This window comes from Acinetobacter sp. Root1280 (assembly GCF_001425285.1).
GTDB lineage: Bacteria > Pseudomonadota > Gammaproteobacteria > Pseudomonadales > Moraxellaceae > Acinetobacter > Acinetobacter guillouiae.
The window spans coordinates 1-17,445 of sequence record NZ_LMED01000001.1 but is presented as its reverse complement, the minus strand read 5'-3'; the positions used below and the strand labels follow the sequence as shown (position 1 = coordinate 17,445).

The 17,445-nt window shown below is 32.6% G+C and carries 17 protein-coding genes; 7 read left to right on the top strand and 10 right to left on the bottom strand.

What is annotated here, in order from left to right:
* Nucleotides 1-2: 2 nt before the first annotated feature.
* A complete protein-coding gene (locus tag ASC84_RS00075) occupies nt 3-1,211 on the bottom strand; it encodes an efflux RND transporter periplasmic adaptor subunit (RefSeq protein WP_056510492.1) in 1,209 nt (402 codons plus the stop codon).
* Nucleotides 1,212-1,465: 254 nt separating this feature from the next.
* On the opposite strand from ASC84_RS00075, the gene ASC84_RS00070 reads away from it, so the two are divergent.
* Complete coding sequence (locus ASC84_RS00070; RefSeq protein WP_004721201.1) at nt 1,466-1,987, top strand: RNA polymerase sigma factor; 522 nt, start codon at nt 1,466-1,468, stop codon at nt 1,985-1,987.
* A 250-nt stretch (nt 1,988-2,237) separates the two neighbouring features.
* Nucleotides 2,238-4,454 (top strand): TonB-dependent siderophore receptor, encoded by a 2,217-nt coding sequence (locus ASC84_RS00065; protein WP_056510489.1) that lies wholly within the window; start codon nt 2,238-2,240, stop codon nt 4,452-4,454.
* Nucleotides 4,455-5,153: 699 nt separating this feature from the next.
* Here ASC84_RS00065 and ASC84_RS00060 read toward each other — a convergent pair.
* The 3 genes from ASC84_RS00060 to ASC84_RS00050 form a co-directional block, all read right to left on the bottom strand.
* Entirely contained in the window at nt 5,154-7,211 is a 2,058-nt protein-coding gene (locus ASC84_RS00060; RefSeq protein ID WP_056510488.1) for a TonB-dependent receptor, read from the bottom strand.
* Nucleotides 7,212-7,726: 515 nt separating this feature from the next.
* On the bottom strand, nt 7,727-7,906 hold the full coding sequence (locus ASC84_RS00055) for a ribbon-helix-helix protein, CopG family (RefSeq protein ID WP_004721206.1): 180 nt from the start codon (nt 7,904-7,906) through the stop codon (nt 7,727-7,729).
* Nucleotides 7,907-8,167: 261 nt separating this feature from the next.
* Nucleotides 8,168-8,524: a hypothetical protein gene (locus tag ASC84_RS00050; protein ID WP_004721210.1), complete on the bottom strand. Its 357-nt coding sequence runs from the start codon at nt 8,522-8,524 to the stop codon at nt 8,168-8,170.
* Nucleotides 8,525-9,656: 1,132 nt separating this feature from the next.
* Between ASC84_RS00050 and ASC84_RS00045 the strand changes: the two genes are divergently transcribed.
* Nucleotides 9,657-10,208, top strand: a complete 552-nt coding sequence (locus tag ASC84_RS00045; protein WP_056510487.1) for a DUF2799 domain-containing protein — start codon at nt 9,657-9,659, stop codon at nt 10,206-10,208.
* 234 nt (nt 10,209-10,442) lie between these two features.
* Here the strand turns inward: ASC84_RS00045 and ASC84_RS00040 are convergent, their stop codons facing one another.
* The 4 genes from ASC84_RS00040 to ASC84_RS00030 all read right to left on the bottom strand — a co-directional run bounded on the left by ASC84_RS00040 (nt 10,443) and on the right by ASC84_RS00030 (nt 12,585).
* Nucleotides 10,443-10,850 carry a hypothetical protein gene (locus ASC84_RS00040; RefSeq protein WP_056511845.1) on the bottom strand — a complete coding sequence of 136 codons (408 nt, stop codon included), beginning with the start codon at nt 10,848-10,850 and terminating at the stop codon, nt 10,443-10,445.
* A gap of 82 nt (nt 10,851-10,932) precedes the next feature.
* Nucleotides 10,933-11,070, bottom strand: coding sequence for a hypothetical protein (locus ASC84_RS22060; RefSeq protein ID WP_227515066.1), 138 nt, complete (start codon nt 11,068-11,070; stop codon nt 10,933-10,935).
* Nucleotides 11,071-11,494: 424 nt separating this feature from the next.
* A complete protein-coding gene (locus tag ASC84_RS00035; RefSeq protein ID WP_056510484.1) occupies nt 11,495-11,755 on the bottom strand; it encodes a hypothetical protein in 261 nt (86 codons plus the stop codon).
* Between the two features lie 635 nt (nt 11,756-12,390).
* Nucleotides 12,391-12,585, bottom strand: a complete 195-nt coding sequence (locus ASC84_RS00030; protein WP_227515065.1) for a hypothetical protein — start codon at nt 12,583-12,585, stop codon at nt 12,391-12,393.
* A gap of 908 nt (nt 12,586-13,493) precedes the next feature.
* Between ASC84_RS00030 and ASC84_RS00025 the strand changes: the two genes are divergently transcribed.
* Nucleotides 13,494-14,372 carry an ATP-grasp fold amidoligase family protein gene (locus ASC84_RS00025; RefSeq protein ID WP_056510479.1) on the top strand — a complete coding sequence of 293 codons (879 nt, stop codon included), beginning with the start codon at nt 13,494-13,496 and terminating at the stop codon, nt 14,370-14,372.
* 122 nt (nt 14,373-14,494) lie between these two features.
* Here ASC84_RS00025 and ASC84_RS00020 read toward each other — a convergent pair whose 3' ends face one another.
* Together ASC84_RS00020 and ASC84_RS00015 are read right to left on the bottom strand one after the other, a co-directional pair.
* Entirely contained in the window at nt 14,495-14,752 is a 258-nt protein-coding gene (locus tag ASC84_RS00020; protein ID WP_056510477.1) for a hypothetical protein, read from the bottom strand.
* Nucleotides 14,753-15,457: 705 nt separating this feature from the next.
* On the bottom strand, nt 15,458-16,318 hold the full coding sequence (locus ASC84_RS00015; RefSeq protein ID WP_155860306.1) for a hypothetical protein: 861 nt from the start codon (nt 16,316-16,318) through the stop codon (nt 15,458-15,460).
* 240 nt (nt 16,319-16,558) lie between these two features.
* Here ASC84_RS00015 and ASC84_RS23010 point away from each other — a divergent pair, with 240 nt between their 5' ends.
* The 3 genes from ASC84_RS23010 to ASC84_RS23455 all read left to right on the top strand — a co-directional run.
* Entirely contained in the window at nt 16,559-16,954 is a 396-nt protein-coding gene (locus tag ASC84_RS23010) for a transposase family protein (protein WP_056510476.1), read from the top strand.
* Nucleotides 16,902-17,219: a transposase gene (locus ASC84_RS23460; protein WP_056510472.1), complete on the top strand. Its 318-nt coding sequence runs from the start codon at nt 16,902-16,904 to the stop codon at nt 17,217-17,219. The genes ASC84_RS23010 and ASC84_RS23460 overlap by 53 nt, the downstream gene beginning before the upstream one ends.
* Nucleotides 17,191-17,445, top strand: a 255-nt coding sequence (locus ASC84_RS23455; RefSeq protein ID WP_201784131.1) for a transposase family protein, incomplete at its 3' end; no start/stop codon positions are given. The genes ASC84_RS23460 and ASC84_RS23455, both read left to right, overlap by 29 nt.

Below are 17,445 nucleotides of genomic sequence, written 5' to 3'. Positions count from 1 at the left end.
ATTTATCCAGCAGTTGGCTTGGCCGTAGAAATTGGCTGTTGATTCTCTACAACAATTTGAACTTCTTTGCCTTCCGAAAGACGATCAATTCCTTCAAGTACTACTTTTTCGCTCCCCTTTAATCCGTCTAAAACTTCAATTTGACCATTCGAGGTCATCCCCAGTTTTAACATGCGAATTTCGGCTTTATTTTGCGGATTGATGATATAAACATAGCTGCCTTTTGCACCATGTTGTACAGCATCACTCGGGATACTGATTGCATTTTGAATGGTTTGAGTATTTAAACGCACATTGACAAACTGATTTGGAAATAAAGCATCATCATGATTAGCAAAAATTGCTTTTATTTTTAAAGTCCCAGTACTGATATCAATCTGATTATCTATTGCTTGTACATGCCCCAGCGCAAGTTGTTTTTGCTCTGTTTTATCCCAAGCAGTTACCAACACTTTATCGCCATTTTTTAATGATTGACGCAGATTTGCTAAATAGTTTTCTGCCACTGAAAATTGCACAAAAATTGGATGAACTTGAGTAATACTGACTAAACCAGCACTTTCATTGGCTTGAATAAGGTTACCAGCATCTTTCTGTCTAAATCCAACCCGCCCCTCAATAGGCGCATAAATTTTAGTATAAGACAGCTGTAGTTTTGCAGCATCTACTTGCGCCTTGTTCGCCTGTATTTGACCTTTAAGCTGGTTGACCAGCGCCAATTGCTGTTCTACTTGTTGTTTTGCAATTGAATCTTGTTTAAACAGCAATTGATAACGCTGCAACTCTGTTTCAGCATTTTGCAATTGTGCTAAATTCTGCTGCCGTGTTCCTTCAGCCTGTGCAAGTGAGACCTGAAACGGCGCTGGATCAATTTGTGCAAGGAGCTGACCTTTTTTTACGGTTTGCCCTTCTTTAAAATAAATCTGCTGTAGAACCCCGGAAACCTGACTTTGTACATTCACAATATGCGTAGGAATGACTGTACCAATTGCTTTGATTTCAACCTGTAAATCTTGTCGTTGTACTGGCACAGTTCGCACGGGTACAGGTTTACTCCATTGGCTATATTCCTCTGCGGGTTTGGATGAGGTTTTTTTCCAATAGAAGCCTGCTAGTCCGAAAATAATCAGCAGCATAAATCCAATTAAATATTTAAATTTACGGCCAATAAAACTTTTTTTGGGGTTTACATTTACAGATGGCTTACTCATAAAAACTCTTATTCATAAAGTCGCAGAACGATCAAAATTTACAATTGCGAAATAATTAAAGTGAAATTTCACAGATATCCATTGTTCATCTCATTAATAATCAAGAATAAATAAAGGTTAGCTTCGCTAATTATCATGTTGCATTTTGTAATCTTTATTATTGCATTTAATAATCATTATCACTATCATTATTTTCAACACTTTCTTCCTCCAGCAAAACTCCATGTAGTTCGCTTTTTAAACAGGCAACTCTTATGCATTTGAACGTACAAAAGCAGCAATGGTTTGATCATATTTATCAAGACCATCAAAATACTTTACTTTTGTGGTTCAAACATAAACTTCACAACCATCATCACTCTGAAGATCTTAGTCAGGAGGTTTTTTATCGTGCATTAAAAAGTAATTACTGTTTTGAAAATATTAAAGAACCCAAAGCATGGTTATTGGGAATTGCGAAACATGTAATTATTGATCATTGGCGCCACCAACAAGTTGAACACTTATATTTAGATGCGTTAATACATACACCACAGGATGGCTATCCATCTGTAGAACATGAAATATGTATTCGAGAAAGTTTGTATCAAGTTCATCAAACACTAGAAAGATTACCCGAACGCGTAGCACAGGTCTTTTTATTATCACAAATGGAAGGTATGACCTACCGCGCAATCGGTGAGAAACTTAATATTTCTGAAGCCACGGTAAAACGAGATATGAAACAAGCTTTTTTAGCCTGCTCCAGCATTTATAACACAACCTTTAATTCATAATAATTTTTACCTATAAAACAATAGATTAAATAAAAACTAGTATATAAATCCAATTGGACATATTTAAAAATCCATCTCAAACTTACATGACATCGATCTATTGATCATACAAATAGTTGCTCTCCTCTATTCGCTTCTGTTCTCTACTGTTGTTACATCCAACAACATGCCCAGCATTTAAATCATAAAAATGAGCTTTTTTTAAAACATAAACGACTAAGTACATGAATATGACTCATACGAGAATCTAATGAAGGAACATCAAAGCAAACATGCATTAGCAATTGCAATTCGAACTGCACTTTGGGGCGGATCTATTTGTTTAATACATGGATCTGTATTTGCAGCACCGAACCCATCTGATGGTCAAGAACAAAATTCTACACAACTTCCTACCATCACTGTATCTGCCAATAATACCAATAGCCTTACAACCGAAGGCTCTGGTTTATATACTGCAAAAGCCACCACAGCATCAACAGGCTTGGCACTCAGCCTAAAAGAAACACCGCAATCGGTTAGTGTGATGACCCACCAAAGAATGCAAGATCAAAATCTTACACAACTGACCGATGTTGCAAACCAAGTTGCAGGATTAACAGTTAGCCAGTCTGGAAATGTAGGTTCTGATTCTTCACCAATTTACTCACGCGGTAAAAGTGTAGATAGCTATTTACTTGATGGTGTAAAACTCCTAAGTACCTACTCTTCTATTTTTCAAAGCCAAGACACTGCGCTTTTCGATAGAATTGAAGTGGTACGAGGAGCGACAGGTTTAATGACTGGTGCAGGTTCCGCCAGCGCCAGTATTAATATGATTCGAAAAAAACCATTACAAGATTTTAAAGCATCAATCAGTACAGATCTTAGCTCATGGGATTCATACCGTTTCGATGGCGATATCTCAACACCACTTAATCAATCGGGTACGCTTCGTGGACGTGCTGTAGTTGCTTATCAGAACTCGGACTCATACATAGACCGCTTTAATGAAGAACGCAAAGTGGCCTATGCGGTTGTTGACACTGATTTGTCAGATAAGACTCAAGCAAGTCTAGGCTTAAGCTATCAACAAATTTATATTACTGGACAAGCTCGTGGCGGTTTGCCTGCTTTTTATAGCGATGGGACACGAACAAACTGGTCGCGATCAGATTCAGCAGCACCCAGTTGGTCTTACTCAGATCGAACAACCACTTCACTCTTTGCCGATATCAATCATCAGTTTAATGATAACTGGAAATTAAAGGCTTCACTAGCACGTATCATTACGGACTCAGACGAATTAGTTGGCTATGCAAGTGGTGGAACACCCAACAAAGAAACTGGTAGTGGGGTTTCGATTTATTCTACGCACTGGGCTTATAAACCAATTCAAGACTTGTTTAATGTTAGCTTAAACGGCTCATTTAATTTATTTAATCAAACCCATGATGTGATCTTTGGTTCAACATTAACCAGAAGTGAGAATAGCCAGCCGTACTTTACCAATTGGTGGATTAATGGTTGGAGTGGAGATATTGATAATATATATGAATGGGATGGGAATACGCCTGCACGTCCAAATAACCCGGCCGTAGGATGGACCAAAGAAAATAATACAAGTTCATCATTTTATACCGCAGCTCGGTTTAAATTAAGTGATGATTTAGCACTGTTGCTTGGGTCACGTTTAGAAAATTGGAAGTTAAAAAAAGAGGACAATAAATATGAGAAAAACACAATTACAATAACCAATCGAAAAGAAGAAAATAAACTGATCCCTTATATTGGCTTAGTTTATGATCTCACCCCTAATTGGTCTGCTTATGCGAGTTATACAAATATATTTTCCCCACAAGATCTAAAAACAAGAACTGGAGATTATATAGATCCATTAGAGGGAAATAGTACAGAACTTGGAATCAAGGGCGCTTTTTTTGATAATCAACTTAATCTAAGTGCTGCAATTTATGAAAATAAAGAAGATAATTTTGCGGTCGCGATTCCTGAACAGCCTGATAACTCACATTTAGCACCTGATGGATCTCAAGCATATACAGCAGAATCTGGAACCAAGAGTCGCGGTATTGAATTAGAAGCCACAGGAAAACTCACAGATACTTGGCAAATCTCCTCAAGCTTTGCCCGTAATTTAAGCCGAGATCGTAATGGTAAGCTCTTAAACCCTAATATTCCAAGTAATACTGCCAAACTTTATACAACCTATAAACTTCCTTATCTTAATGAAGCAATAACCGTTGGCGGAGGCATACGTTGGCAAAGTGAAATTCAATCAGCAGATCAGAAATTTACCCAGAGTGAATACAGTGTTGTTGATTTAATGGCACATTATAAAATAAACAATAAATTAACAGCCAATCTCAATATAAATAATCTTTTTGATAAAAAGTATTATTTAACAACAGGCAATAGCTACTACGGTGCACCAACTAATTTTAGAGTGGGGTTAAAATACGATTGGTAATTCTAAAACCTATTTATAATTAGCTAAACATTGATTTAGCTTAAAATAAACCAATGAGTTAGATGTAGAGAAAGTTACCGTTAAGGTGGCTTTCTCTACAGATAAAATGATCACTGCTTAAAATATACAAAATAAAATCACCTACTTATCTAGCAGTCAACATCATCTATTTTTCTCTTATTGATTTTTAAACTACTTCTATAGCAATGAACAGTAAAACTGAGGCAAAGATCGCTAATCATATTTTCTAAGCTGCCTATATGGCAGTGAACAATTTTTTGGGATGGGTTCAACACCCGGTATATTTCTAAGCTGCCTATATGGCAGTGAACCAGCAAATGACTGTAAAAACCTTATAGATAAATTTCTAAGCTGCCTATATGGCAGTGAACTATAATTTTAAATCAAAAAACACCCTGATAACAGCAAGTTAAATATAAAAAACATAAAATACCCAAAGTTTTTTAAAACATATATAACCAACTGATTTTATTAAACTATAAAATGATCAAAAAATATTGGGGGAAATTTTGGTACGAATAGAAGAATACCTAAACCCTAAAAAATCATTGTTTTCACTATTTCATACACAGCATTCCATCCATCCAAATAAAAAATACATAGCAAAAAACCATTCGCAGATGGTTTTCATAACGCATGATTTATTACTGAAGTGAGTTTTCACTTCAGTATGATTGATTAAAATTTAAAGGTTGCGCCTACAAATACTTTTTGACGTTCTACCAAATAGTTATCTCCACCATTTGACAGCTTTTTATCAAATAGGTTAGTAAAACCACCACGTACAGTCAATTTATCATTCACTTGATAATTACTTGCTAGATTTACAATCGTATGTGGTTTTTGCATCGTAGGAGTAGCACCTTTATCGGTCAAATATTGCTTACCTAAATATTGCGCGGACAATTCTACATTGAGTGGATCTGTTGGCTGCCAATTTAGAGCTGAATTTACCGTTAATTTTGAAGTGGTTAGTAAAGTTGCACCAGTATCTTCATTTTTTGCTTTTAAGAAATACGTTGCATTATTATTCCATTTTAGATTGTCTAAAATCGGGAAATTTACAACCATTTCTATACCACGCGTTACCGCTTTTTGAATATTTTCATTGCGAGTAAACCAAGTACCGTAATAATAACCTAATGGGGAGTAATCAATTTTATTTTTAAAATCTGTATGGAAAAACGTCAAACCTAGGTCTGTACCAAAACCAGTATAATTTACTCCAATTTCATAGTTTGTGCTTTCTTCTGGTTTAAGGTTAGGATTACCTGTCATAAAACAACTACCACCCGTATATTCATGTGGTTGTTTATTCTCATCATACCAAGTTCTACCTCTTAGCCCATTACAACCATTCCCACCAGATTCAGTTGCCCCACCAGGAGATGATTCTTTCACTGTTGGTGCACGAAAACCTTTTGAGATCCCGCCTTTAATTACCAAATCATCTGTGGGACTATAAACTAAATAACCTCGTGGACTATGATGTGCACCATATTTATCGTCATGATCTAAACGATTCCCTATTGTTAATGTCAAATTATCGAGCAGTGAAATATTGTCTTCAAGAAATAATGCCCAGCTCTTATTATCTACCTTAGGATTATTATATCCTTGTCCATCCCAACTCCCGCCTGGTAGAGTGCCAATCGTGTCAGTATTGGTTAATTCTTGTTTTTTCCATTGGCCTCCGACAGTTAAGACCTGCTTAAAGATTGCCTCAAATGGCATGGTTAAACTACCTTCAACAATCATTTCATTTGATTTGCTCGTAACCTCACCTATACTCGAATCATAATCATTGTAATAAGCATTTAATTTGGATTTACCAATCTCCCATTCAGCTTCATGCGATATGCTATATGTATTATGTTCTAATTTATTTGCGCCCCAACTGGTCTCCTGTTCAGCACCTGTTGTGGCGTTAATTTGAGAACCTTTTTCATTCTTTTGAATACTGTGCCCTGCTTCAAAACTGAGTGACTGTTTATCTGTTGGCTGATAGTGCAACATCGCATTGTAGTTTTGATCTTGAGAACCTGTGGTCCCATTTCCTGCTTTATATTTTTTATCTGCCTCTCGTTCTGTCATCCCTGCTGTCAAGCGCAGACCTAAGCTATCAGTTAATGGGCCAGCGGCCATAACACCTGTTTGTAAAGACGTACCTAAATCAGACGAAGTTGTGGGCTGAGTATAATTTAAAGTGACATTACCTCCCCAAACACTGGGGATTTTCTTTGTAATAATATTAATTACACCACCCATGGCATCTGAACCATATAAGGAAGACATTGGACCACGAACAACTTCAATTCTCTCAATCATGTCGGGTGTAATCCAGTTTAAATCCTGACGACCTAAATTTGGACGATAACTGACATCTCTTGAAGACCCGATGCGTTTGCCATCAACTAAAATCAATGTGTAATTGTCTGGCAAACCACGTAATTTAATCTTAGAACCTTCCTTCGAAGGACTAATTCCACCCGTTACCCCGGGGACTTTACTTAATAATTCTCCAAGACTACCCACAGGTTGTTTTTCGATATCTTCACTTGTAATAACACTAATACTTGCTGGTGCTTCTTTAACATCTACTGCCTGACTACTCGCAGTCACCACAATTGTTTTTAACTTTGTCGCATCTTCAGAAGTATCTTTTGCATATGCTGAAATTGACATTGCGGTGAGTATAGAAATTGACAGTGTCTGGAATCTTAATTGTTTATTCATGTTAATACGCAACTTAAATTACGGAGGAATTGTGAAAGAATTGTTGCGTATTGTATTTGAGCAAAACCTCAAATGCAATTACTAATAATAATAATTATCATTTATATATTTTTAACTTGAGGTAAATTTATGCAAATACACTTAATCTCAAATACATGAAAAGTATTGTTTTTTAAAGACCAAATTCAAGGAATAGTTTTATCAAAGTTGAATTCAAAAATTTATTTTTGGGTGTCCTTTTTATAGCTTTCTTTTTCTACAAAAAAAGAAAGCTTACAAGCCATCAACCTGCTTGTAAGCTCTCCTTTGCTTATTTTACTCACTATCATCAAGCTCAAATTGGTCAGCTTTAAAGAATCAAATACATTAAAAATTTATAAATATCAAAATCTTCAGTAATTAGTACAATGTTTTTGATCAATCTTACTCAATTTTTTCTGATTCAATAGAAATAAAACCCGCTTTTCCCCCTAAAAGCATAGTCCTATTTCTTGATAAAATAGTTAAATGAAATGTTACTTTTTCGGTAAAGTGGGTTTAGTCGCATAATCTACACCATGCTTTTCTAAATACTCACGAATCAGTTGGCGAACCACTTGTGAAGGCTTTAGATCCTGACGATTGCACAATTCCTCAAAAGCTTCCTTTTTGTTCGGGTCTATCAAAATAGTTAATCTTGCTGTTTTATTTTCCATATCCCCAATCTCTTAATTTATTTAGAAATAGAATTCTAATAACATTTATGAGATTTTCAATGATATTTTTTTATTTTATGGTATTCATATTTATAACTTTACATTCATAGACTTAAGTCGACTATTTCACTCAAGTTTCAACATCTTTAGATAACCTATATTCGGGCTGTATTTATATACTAAATATACTTTCTATTTTTGAGTATTGATGATTTAAAATGGCTATTACACCGTATCCAATATAATAGCCAATCGATGTTTTTAAGAAAAATCTAACTCTTTTTCAAAAATTCGAAGTTCATGTCTTGCCATCGCTAAGTTCGATTTTTGGCGATCCAATACCAGATATAAAAATAAATCGCTATTCTTTTCAAGTGGACGTAATAAATGGTACTGCTTCCCGAGTGTGATCAAAACATCATCAATCGTATCTTTCAAATCTAGTGCTTTTGCTGTTTTAATTTTTGCTCTTAAAACTTCCGTATTTCCAGCAGCAGCAAGTTCTAAATCGATCCCCGTTCCTTGAGCGGCAAGTGATAATCCGCTTGTATAGTCTACAAGTGCTGCTGCTGTGAAGCCATCAATTTCAGCCAATGGATTTAAGTCAATTTTAGCCATTATTTTTTGCCCCTTTTATTCAATATAAGATGATTTATATAGATTTATAACGCTATATAACAACATAAAAATATCATAAAATGATAATAAAATATTATCTTATTATAATAATATGTGATTTTTTTAATGTTTTTCAGCACCTTGACACACAAAAGCCCTCCAATGAGGGCTCTATCAACCTTTTGAACTTTTTAGCTCAGTGCTTACATCACTATGGTAAAATTAGATCTTCTTCTTTTAGCAACTTTTATAATTTTTGTTTGTTTTGTTTTTCATAGGCAAATAGTAGATAAGAAATCTGTGAAAATAATTACAGTTCAAAAATATCCAATTAATTTTTAACTCCAACACCATGATTGCATAGCATTTTTTGACAATAAAAATTAGCCAAAAGTACTCTTGGTTAAAACCACAAAATTAGTCGTCATTCTGCTTGAATGATATTTTCATTTGTTTAAAAACCAAGCCCGATGCGATAAAACCAAGGCATCCAATAACGATAAACTCAACAATAGCTTCCGTTAAACCTAGAACAAAAAAAACCATGGATAAGACTACCGATACAGTAAAAACTATCTTCCCAAACATTAGAATTAAGCCACTTTAAAGATCAATGTAAATTTAACTATAAAATCATAGTATATAAGTTTTATGAAATTAAATAAGTAACGATAAATTTCTGTGTAATCGCCACTGCACTGAGCTCAATGATTGTCTATGTTTTGGATTTGCAGTCTTGCTTTAATCCACTATATTTTTATAGCGTTAGATGAAAAATCCTATTTTTAGAAAAATCTGAACAAATTATCAATCTATTAAATTTAGCTGTCCATCCGTTATTTTTAAATTAAATGAAGTTAAGAATTGAGCAGTTCTGTTCTTTTGGAGATAGAATTCCTAGGTTTATATTTATCAACTGCGATACAAACATTATGCTCAAGCTGAAGATATGCCAAAGTTAAAATACGATATCGGCAATAGCTGCAGAATCAAGATAAAAACCCTATTGTATTTTTAATAATTTAGATTCACTTTTCATGTGAATCAATATTAATGATCAGGAAATTATTGACCTTGTCATGATAAAATCATTTTTTAAAAGTAATTCAAAAATCGTTTGGAAGAATTTTTCATGAAACTTATAGTAATTTTATCTACTTTTACGGTTTTACTTTCCGGTTGTGCTGCAATGAGTGTTGAACAATGTAAAACTGCAAATTGGTTTAACGTTGGTGAAAAAGATGGCGCTGCTGGAAATAAATCCCACATAGATAAATACTATTCCTCTTGTAAAAAAGCCAATATTATTCCTAGTCAAAATCTTTATGAAATGGGTTACCTAAAAGGTTTAGGGGCTTACTGTCAACCTGAAAATATCTTTTATGAAGCTTTAGAAGGTCGCGGTAATTTTAGAGTTTGCCCTGCAGAGAAACGTGAATCCTTACGTCATTATTATCAAGTCGCCAATAACTTTTATCATGCGAATTCAGAGTTTAATACCTCACAAAACAACCTAGATTACTATCTTGGAAAGTTAGATAGTAAAGACCTCTCTACCAAAGATCGCGACGACTATAAAAAGAAATTATCCGACCTCCGAAGCAATAGCAGTCAAGTACGCTCACGTTATCAAGATGCACTTCGGAATCTAGAACGTTTTAAAGCTGAGCATGATTTCTATTAGTTTTAAACAAAGTCACAGAGATCTACTCAGTAATGATTTCGAACGCCGCTTGGAATAAATCATTCGAATAAAAAAGCCTCACATCACTGTGAGGCTTCCCCTTAATTTTGCGCTGATTAAGGATTATTGTATGTTTATTCACTATAATGAATTAACAATCACAGTTTTACTAAATAACGTGAAATGTGTCAATTTTAAATCATAAAATAAGCATACTTCTTCAACTATTCACCATCATTCAATGATACAGACTTGTTTTCTTAATGGGCTATCATCTGCAAGATCGTCATTAGATGAACCAATACCATGTGTAATGCCATTTTCATCATAAAATGACAAAAATGTATAAGTTTTATTTTTATCACAGTCTACATAATTGATCATTTTCATATATTTAAAAGAATTATCCTGCCTATCCTTAGCGACTCTTAGCATAACTGCTTTATATCTAGGCTGGTCCAATTTTGGCTCTCTTTTTACAAGAAAAAGCGACTTTTTTATTTTAGATGTATGCTTATCATCTAGCTCTTTTTTAAACTTTTTAATATCTAATTTTTCTTCAAGAAAAGTTGGTTTTATTGGATCAGCAAAGCTAAATTTCGAATTCAATAAAAGAAATGCCAAGAGAATTTTTTTCATCATTGATTTGAATGTCATCTACAAAAAAAGTTCAATCATATAAATTAAAGCCCCAACTTTTGATGGGTGCACTCGCTAAGTAATTTTAAAGACTTATATCAATATCGATGTTGTTGGCAATGTCAAAAACAATATCTTTACTCGTATTCACAATAAACCGACCTGTTTCCACGATCGGATCAACAGCATCCAATGGATTGATCGAATTCCCGATATCATTCAATACGCTAGAGTCTTTTTGCTCTTGTTGAGATTACTGTTCTAAACCTTCATTTTCTAAATTATTCACTTTGTTCTCTCATAAACCCACATAAACATCTCCCAGTTAATTCAGAGGCTATTCAGTTGACTACATCTCTATAGCAGAACTATGCCATATTCCCTCTACAGGACCAATAGCTGACTTCTATTCATAGTCTCGATCCAGCAAATGCAGAGTTTTATAGTGATCTTGTGAATATGTATCTTTTTTTGACATGTGGTTCATCCCCACAATAAAACGAGACAGACTATTGAAATGGTTTTCATCATTGAGTCTTATCTTGATTGAAAAATTAAACCCAATCAAAAAATAAAAGTTGGTTCATTTAGGTGGTGGAATCAAGTTGTTGTTATTTCTTTCTGGAGATCTTAAAACTTACAGTGTTTTAATTCCAAAAAACAGAAAATATTTTTTCTTTACCAGCATTTTTGATCCTCACCTTGTAGCCCGCTTTCTTAAATTCTTCACCCAAATTAATTATGTCATGTTGAGCGAAATCTTTAGTGATGTATTCACTTACAAATAACTCTCCCTGATCGGCTTTTAATCTAATTTGTGTTTTCAAAAATCTTTTAAGCTGCTCAATTGAAAAATATGGCGCTTGATTGGAATCAACATTAGCTTCACTCATTTTAGGTATTGGCATTTCAAAACTCACAATCGCAAAGTAAAAAAATATTATGAACAGCTTAACTTTGAATTGGGTATAAAAATTGAAATATCATGTATTCTTTGTCATTTCATTTATATGATTATTTTTTAACAACTTTTAAGCAATGATGACAAACCTCCAACTCGCCATCTTTACAATAATGTGTCTCAATCACACGATGAAAGCCAAACATACATTTTAATAGTTGGATCAAAATCAATCCCTCCATAAAATAAAAAGCCCATCTCAAGATGAGCTTTTCCATTAAACAATTCTACTTTGGAAACCATATTCCAGTTGGCACATTTCCCAACAGGTGCACAAGTAAAGTTAAAACAATAAATACAAAAAAGAAAAAAACGATGTTTATTGATTTGTCTATCATGATTTCACCCTCATTTTATTGTTGTTTCTTTTTTATACAATAAATTATGAAAAATATCAAACAATTTAAATAACTTAAGATATATTTTTTACCATTTGTTAAAATAAATCATCAAACAATTAAAATAAAAAAATCATGGATGATCGCAAATGATCACCATTTCACTCTAACCCAAGTGTACCAAGGCAGAACGGAAAGATATAAAAAAAGACGCCTTAGCGCCTTTCATTTATATGAAGTTTATTTAAACAATAATATTTAATTTTTTAAGTAAAAAATTTTTAATAATTTCATTCTCATCTAATAACATCAGTTCATCAGATACCCAAAAAATATAAAATACGTTTTTAAACTGAATTTTTCTTTTGAAGTAGTTTGTCGTTGAATCTGCTAATTTGCCTTTTACTTTAAAAGACTTTTTATTATCATTTCCAAGCAACTTACTTCCATGCCAGGGACCGCCTATGCAAATATTCATAAGAATTAATTTTAAAGATGTTGTTTTGAATTTACATCAAATCTATAAATAAACAACCCATACCTTCATATAAATTTTAAACAAAAAAATAATAGACCACATTATTGGACCAAAAAGCACATTATTTGAACTTTATTAGGTCAAACTAGTAAGCAGAATATCAATTTACCGTAGCTATTCGGAATATGAATTCATTCATCTTTATTAAAAAACGTGCTGAAATTCACATTAAACCCTCAATATTCTTCAAATAAAACTTAACTATTCAGTTCTCCACAGATACTAATATTCATTTTTTTAATCGTTTTTATGCTTTTAGATAAAAGTCAGACATCTATCATTTATTGATTAGGCTAAAATTAATAAACCCACCTAAAAAATAGGTGGGTTTATTAAAGACTTAAATAGTAAGTCAAAGTGAAAAGCACAACCTTCTTCACTGGTTAAATTTTACACAATTCATATTAAGATTCAAGAAAATATTTTACCTTTTGGTAAAGCTTCATATAGGTATCGTAAATTTTATGTAACAGACTGATTAAATCCTTAGCAAAATCACCCAAGGATCGTACTCCAAGCGATCTAAAGCTTAAATTTACTGAATGACAAAACAACACTCTTAATACCCAATATGCCATTATCACACATATAAAGAACGGATTTAACCTATTGATTGAATATAATATTTTATAATCTTAAAACGTATCCCGATCAACTTTTTCAATCATCCCCTAAGTGAAAGTAAATATGAAATATTCAGAACAATAAGCCTATTCCTATAATACTCATACATAAAGTCAGTCGCTTTTTAAAAATTTTTTAAGTTTTGGCTATTTATACTTATACGATCATTAATTGGGTTTTGACAAATGATTGACAATCTCACCTATTTTGCAAAAGTTATAAGAGCATATTTTGTCTCTGATAAGGAATATTTAACCAAACGTTTTATTAATAAACTTGGTTATATTCCCAATTTTGATCAACCTAAAAGTTTTAATGAAAAAGTCACAGCAAGAATGATTTTCGAAAGAGATCCATTACATACCTTATTAGCTGATAAATTGGCTGTAAGAGAAGTGATCAGCAATAAAATTTGTTCTTCTCATCTGGTCCCATTGATCGGCGTATATAAATCTTTCAGTGAAATTGACTTTAGTCGAATGCCCGACAGATTTGTTTTGAAATGTAATCATGATAGTGGTAGTGCAATTGTATGCAATGATAAGCGTAAATTTGATCAAAGAAATGCTGAAAACAAATTAGCGCATCATTTAAAGCAAAATATGTATTTCAAAAAAAGAGAATGGCATTACAAAAATATTAAGCCATCAATTCTAGCTGAGCAATATGTTGATTTATTGATTGACCAAGAGACTAAATTAACCATTACCACATGTAGAGTTCATTGCTTTGAAGGTCAACCCAAATTTATTGAAGTAGATGTACAAGATGGCCTCAAAAATGAATATTCAAATATTTACGATACATCGTGGACTCTCCAACCATTTACAGTTGATTTAAAAAACAATAGCCCTGCATATTTAAAGAAACCAGCTCGGCTAGATATCTTAATTGAGCTATCTCAAGCGCTCTGCCTTAAATATGGTTATAGCCGAATAGATTTTCTAATATCAAAAAATAATATCTATTTCAGCGAAATAACCTTAACACCTAATGCTGGAAGAATGGTCATTGAACCTAAAGAATGGGATATGAAACTTGGTAGTTATTGGCATTTATTTTAAAATGATTCAAAAAACACCCACAAAGAGCCAGACTTGTGGGTATATAAATCATGCAAAGCGAGTAAAAAATACGAAGTTTACTTCAATGAAAACCTTACATATTGCATGTAATCTAAATATCACTACACAATAAACTTAAACTCAAATTTCCCTTTATAATCAATAGTATCTAAATAATCTTTAATATCATGTGCTATATTCTTGAAGGTTTCTAAAACATCACTTGGTGGATCAATAACGACTTCAATTTTATAATTTTCATCTTCTGTTTTTGTCGTCTGTGTATATACGCCATCACAACTCATTTTTAATTTTAGATAATCCTCTAGCGCATTAGTTAAATGATTTGTTACCAGCTCAATTTTTGAAAATTTGTGCATATACCCTCTTTCCTAAATCGCTTGTCATAACCAGATAAAGAATTTCGTACCTACCACCCAAATACTATTTAACTTATCAGAAAGATCAGTTATCCAGACATTAGTTCTTAAGTTACGATTCACTATATCGTATTTTATAGATATACTAATTCAAATTCAGGCTGAAAATCAACTACTATTCTTTTGAAATTTCTACCATTTTGAGATTTCATACCAATAAAAATTAATTTTGCACTTATTTTCTTCTTCTATTCTTATATTTCCTAGTAATTTATACCAACACAGTTCTTAAAAATATAAAACTGAAAGTCATATCAACAATTTTTGATTTTGTATTGAAAGTGACTCTATCACATTGATAGCTTGAATAAAAAATTATAAATTATAATAAAATTAGAAAAGATATGAAGTAATTATTGAACTGAGCTTTAAACTACCAGATAATTTAAAATCTCTAGCTTTAACCGAATTTGTAGTAAGGAATACTGTAACTGTTAACTATTGCTAGCTATATCACTGTATTCTCCACTTTTGTTATATTTCTCATGCTTACTGTAAGAAATAACTCACTAGATCAAACTCAAATTTAATCTCAGAAATGACAAGTGATATGTCACGTAGTAACTAAGAGTTTATTATTACGAATACATACATCAAGTTTCTGAGATGTCAAAAACTATATAACTTTAAATAAGTCCACACAACTCAGGTTGAAGTATTATTATTTTCTATGAAAACTTTTTTCCATTCCTCAATTCTGAAGCTAGAAATATCGTGATATTTTAAAGCATATTCAATATAATTCTCTTGAGCAGAGAACATATTAAATATCTCACTATCAATAAGAATATGACGTAAATTAGCAAACATTGGTGCTATCCAAAATAAAACAATTTGTTCTTCTTGAAACATCGAATTACTTAGAACACTTCGATAGAAATCTTTATCATCTTCAGGAATTTTTGCATTTTTTATTAAATTGATAATATCTATATAAGCATAAAAATATGAAATTATAGGGCTTATTGGATCACTACATATTCTTAATGACATCTCAAAAAAACATACTCTTAAATCTTTAATCGAATTCTCTTTAAAATTATTTTCTCTAAATTCATTTCCAAACATCATCGACAGTTTTATAATAACTATATATGCTTTAACTTTCTCATTATTTTTTAATGTAAGCTCAATATTATTTAACTTATCTTTTTTATAATTCAGTAAAGAATAAAATTTGTTCGCAAATACCGCTTCTCTTGATTCTTTTATCTGTTCATTATGTACATCTTCTGCTAACTTAAATTGTCTTTCATAAGCTATCCTTGTTTCTTTTAGTGAAGTCACTTGCAACCATGTTGAAAAAGCAACTGCACACAAAGCTATAGACGAGATTAGTGTATTTAAACTTCCATATATGTCTCCCAGTGGGCCTAATTTACTGACCTCATCTAGTTGATCTACAGGAACATTCCATATATGAATAGCCCACCAATTAAAAATTGATGGGAAAAAAAGCCAAACTAATATCAAGACCCCAGTTAAAATAAACCATAAAAACTTCATTTTACTCTTCATTATATATCAAACTATTAAACCTCTTTCATAAATCAAAAAACATACATCTTTTTATTCAATATTCATCCTGCAAAAATTAAGATTTTCAAGCATAATCTGTGTATGAAATATCTCGATTCAAAAAAGCTTTCTGATTCTTATTAAACCTCTTTCATAAATCAAAAAACATACATCTTTTTATTCAATATTCATCCTGCAAAAATTAAGATTTTCAAGCATAATCTGTGTATGAAATATCTCGATTCAAAAAAGCTTTCTGATTCTCAGTTTAAGCGTTATACAGGCATATCTCGTTCGACATTTTCTTTAATGGTTGAACAAATGCAGATGCAAATTCCATCTAAAGGCAGACCACCGAAACTGTGTCTTGAAGATCAAGTATTACTCTGCTTAAGCTATTGGAGAGAATACCGAACTTTATTTCATGTTGCTGCAAGTTATGGTGTATCAGAGCCAACAGCTTCCAGAATTGTTCGTCAAGTTGAAGATAGTTTAATCCAGTCAGGTTTGTTTAATTTACCCAAAGATATCCCCAAAGGTGAAGGTATAGACTGGAATGTTGTGATCGTAGATGCTACTGAAATTCCAATTCAAAGACCTAAAAAAACAGAAGAAAAGCTATAGTGGTAAGAAAAAGGCTCACACATTTAAGGTACAAGCGATCATTCACTGTAAAACTCAGCAAATACTAAGTTTATGTATGAGCAAAGGCGCTGTACATGACTTTGAACTGTTCAAACGCAATCTGCATTTAGTTCCAAAAAATTCATTTATTCTTGCAGATAAAGGTTACCAAGGGATTTATGCTATATATCCCAATAGCCTGTTACCGTGCAAGGCTAAAAAACGTTGTGAATTAGATCCCAAATTCATTTATTCTTGCAGATAAAGGTTACCAAGGGATTTATGCTATATATCCCAATAGCCTGTTACCGTGCAAGGCTAAAAAACGTTGTGAATTAGATCCTTTGCTAAAAACATATAATCGAGAAATTAATAAAAGAAGAATAGGGATTGAGCATGTATTTGGTGCATTAAAGACTTTCAAAATCCTTGCAGAGCGTTATCGAAATAGAGGGAAAAGACTTGGCTTAAGGTTCAATTTGATTGCAGGG

What these genes read in the sequence shown, in the direction of transcription:
- ASC84_RS00075 (WP_056510492.1), bottom strand. Translation starts at nt 1,211, where the DNA reads ATGAGTAAGCCATCTGTAAATGTAAACCCCAAAAAAAGTTTTATTGGC.
- ASC84_RS00070 (WP_004721201.1), top strand. Translation starts at nt 1,466, where the DNA reads ATGCATTTGAACGTACAAAAGCAGCAATGGTTTGATCATATTTATCAA.
- ASC84_RS00065 (WP_056510489.1), top strand. Translation starts at nt 2,238, where the DNA reads ATGAAGGAACATCAAAGCAAACATGCATTAGCAATTGCAATTCGAACT.
- ASC84_RS00060 (WP_056510488.1), bottom strand. Translation starts at nt 7,211, where the DNA reads ATGAATAAACAATTAAGATTCCAGACACTGTCAATTTCTATACTCACC.
- ASC84_RS00055 (WP_004721206.1), bottom strand. Translation starts at nt 7,906, where the DNA reads ATGGAAAATAAAACAGCAAGATTAACTATTTTGATAGACCCGAACAAA.
- ASC84_RS00050 (WP_004721210.1), bottom strand. Translation starts at nt 8,524, where the DNA reads ATGGCTAAAATTGACTTAAATCCATTGGCTGAAATTGATGGCTTCACA.
- ASC84_RS00045 (WP_056510487.1), top strand. Translation starts at nt 9,657, where the DNA reads ATGAAACTTATAGTAATTTTATCTACTTTTACGGTTTTACTTTCCGGT.
- ASC84_RS00040 (WP_056511845.1), bottom strand. Translation starts at nt 10,850, where the DNA reads ATGATGAAAAAAATTCTCTTGGCATTTCTTTTATTGAATTCGAAATTT.
- ASC84_RS00035 (WP_056510484.1), bottom strand. Translation starts at nt 11,755, where the DNA reads ATGCCAATACCTAAAATGAGTGAAGCTAATGTTGATTCCAATCAAGCG.
- ASC84_RS00025 (WP_056510479.1), top strand. Translation starts at nt 13,494, where the DNA reads ATGATTGACAATCTCACCTATTTTGCAAAAGTTATAAGAGCATATTTT.
- ASC84_RS00020 (WP_056510477.1), bottom strand. Translation starts at nt 14,752, where the DNA reads ATGCACAAATTTTCAAAAATTGAGCTGGTAACAAATCATTTAACTAAT.
- ASC84_RS00015 (WP_155860306.1), bottom strand. Translation starts at nt 16,318, where the DNA reads ATGAAGTTTTTATGGTTTATTTTAACTGGGGTCTTGATATTAGTTTGG.
- ASC84_RS23010 (WP_056510476.1), top strand. Translation starts at nt 16,559, where the DNA reads ATGAAATATCTCGATTCAAAAAAGCTTTCTGATTCTCAGTTTAAGCGT.
- ASC84_RS23460 (WP_056510472.1), top strand. Translation starts at nt 16,902, where the DNA reads ATGCTACTGAAATTCCAATTCAAAGACCTAAAAAAACAGAAGAAAAGC.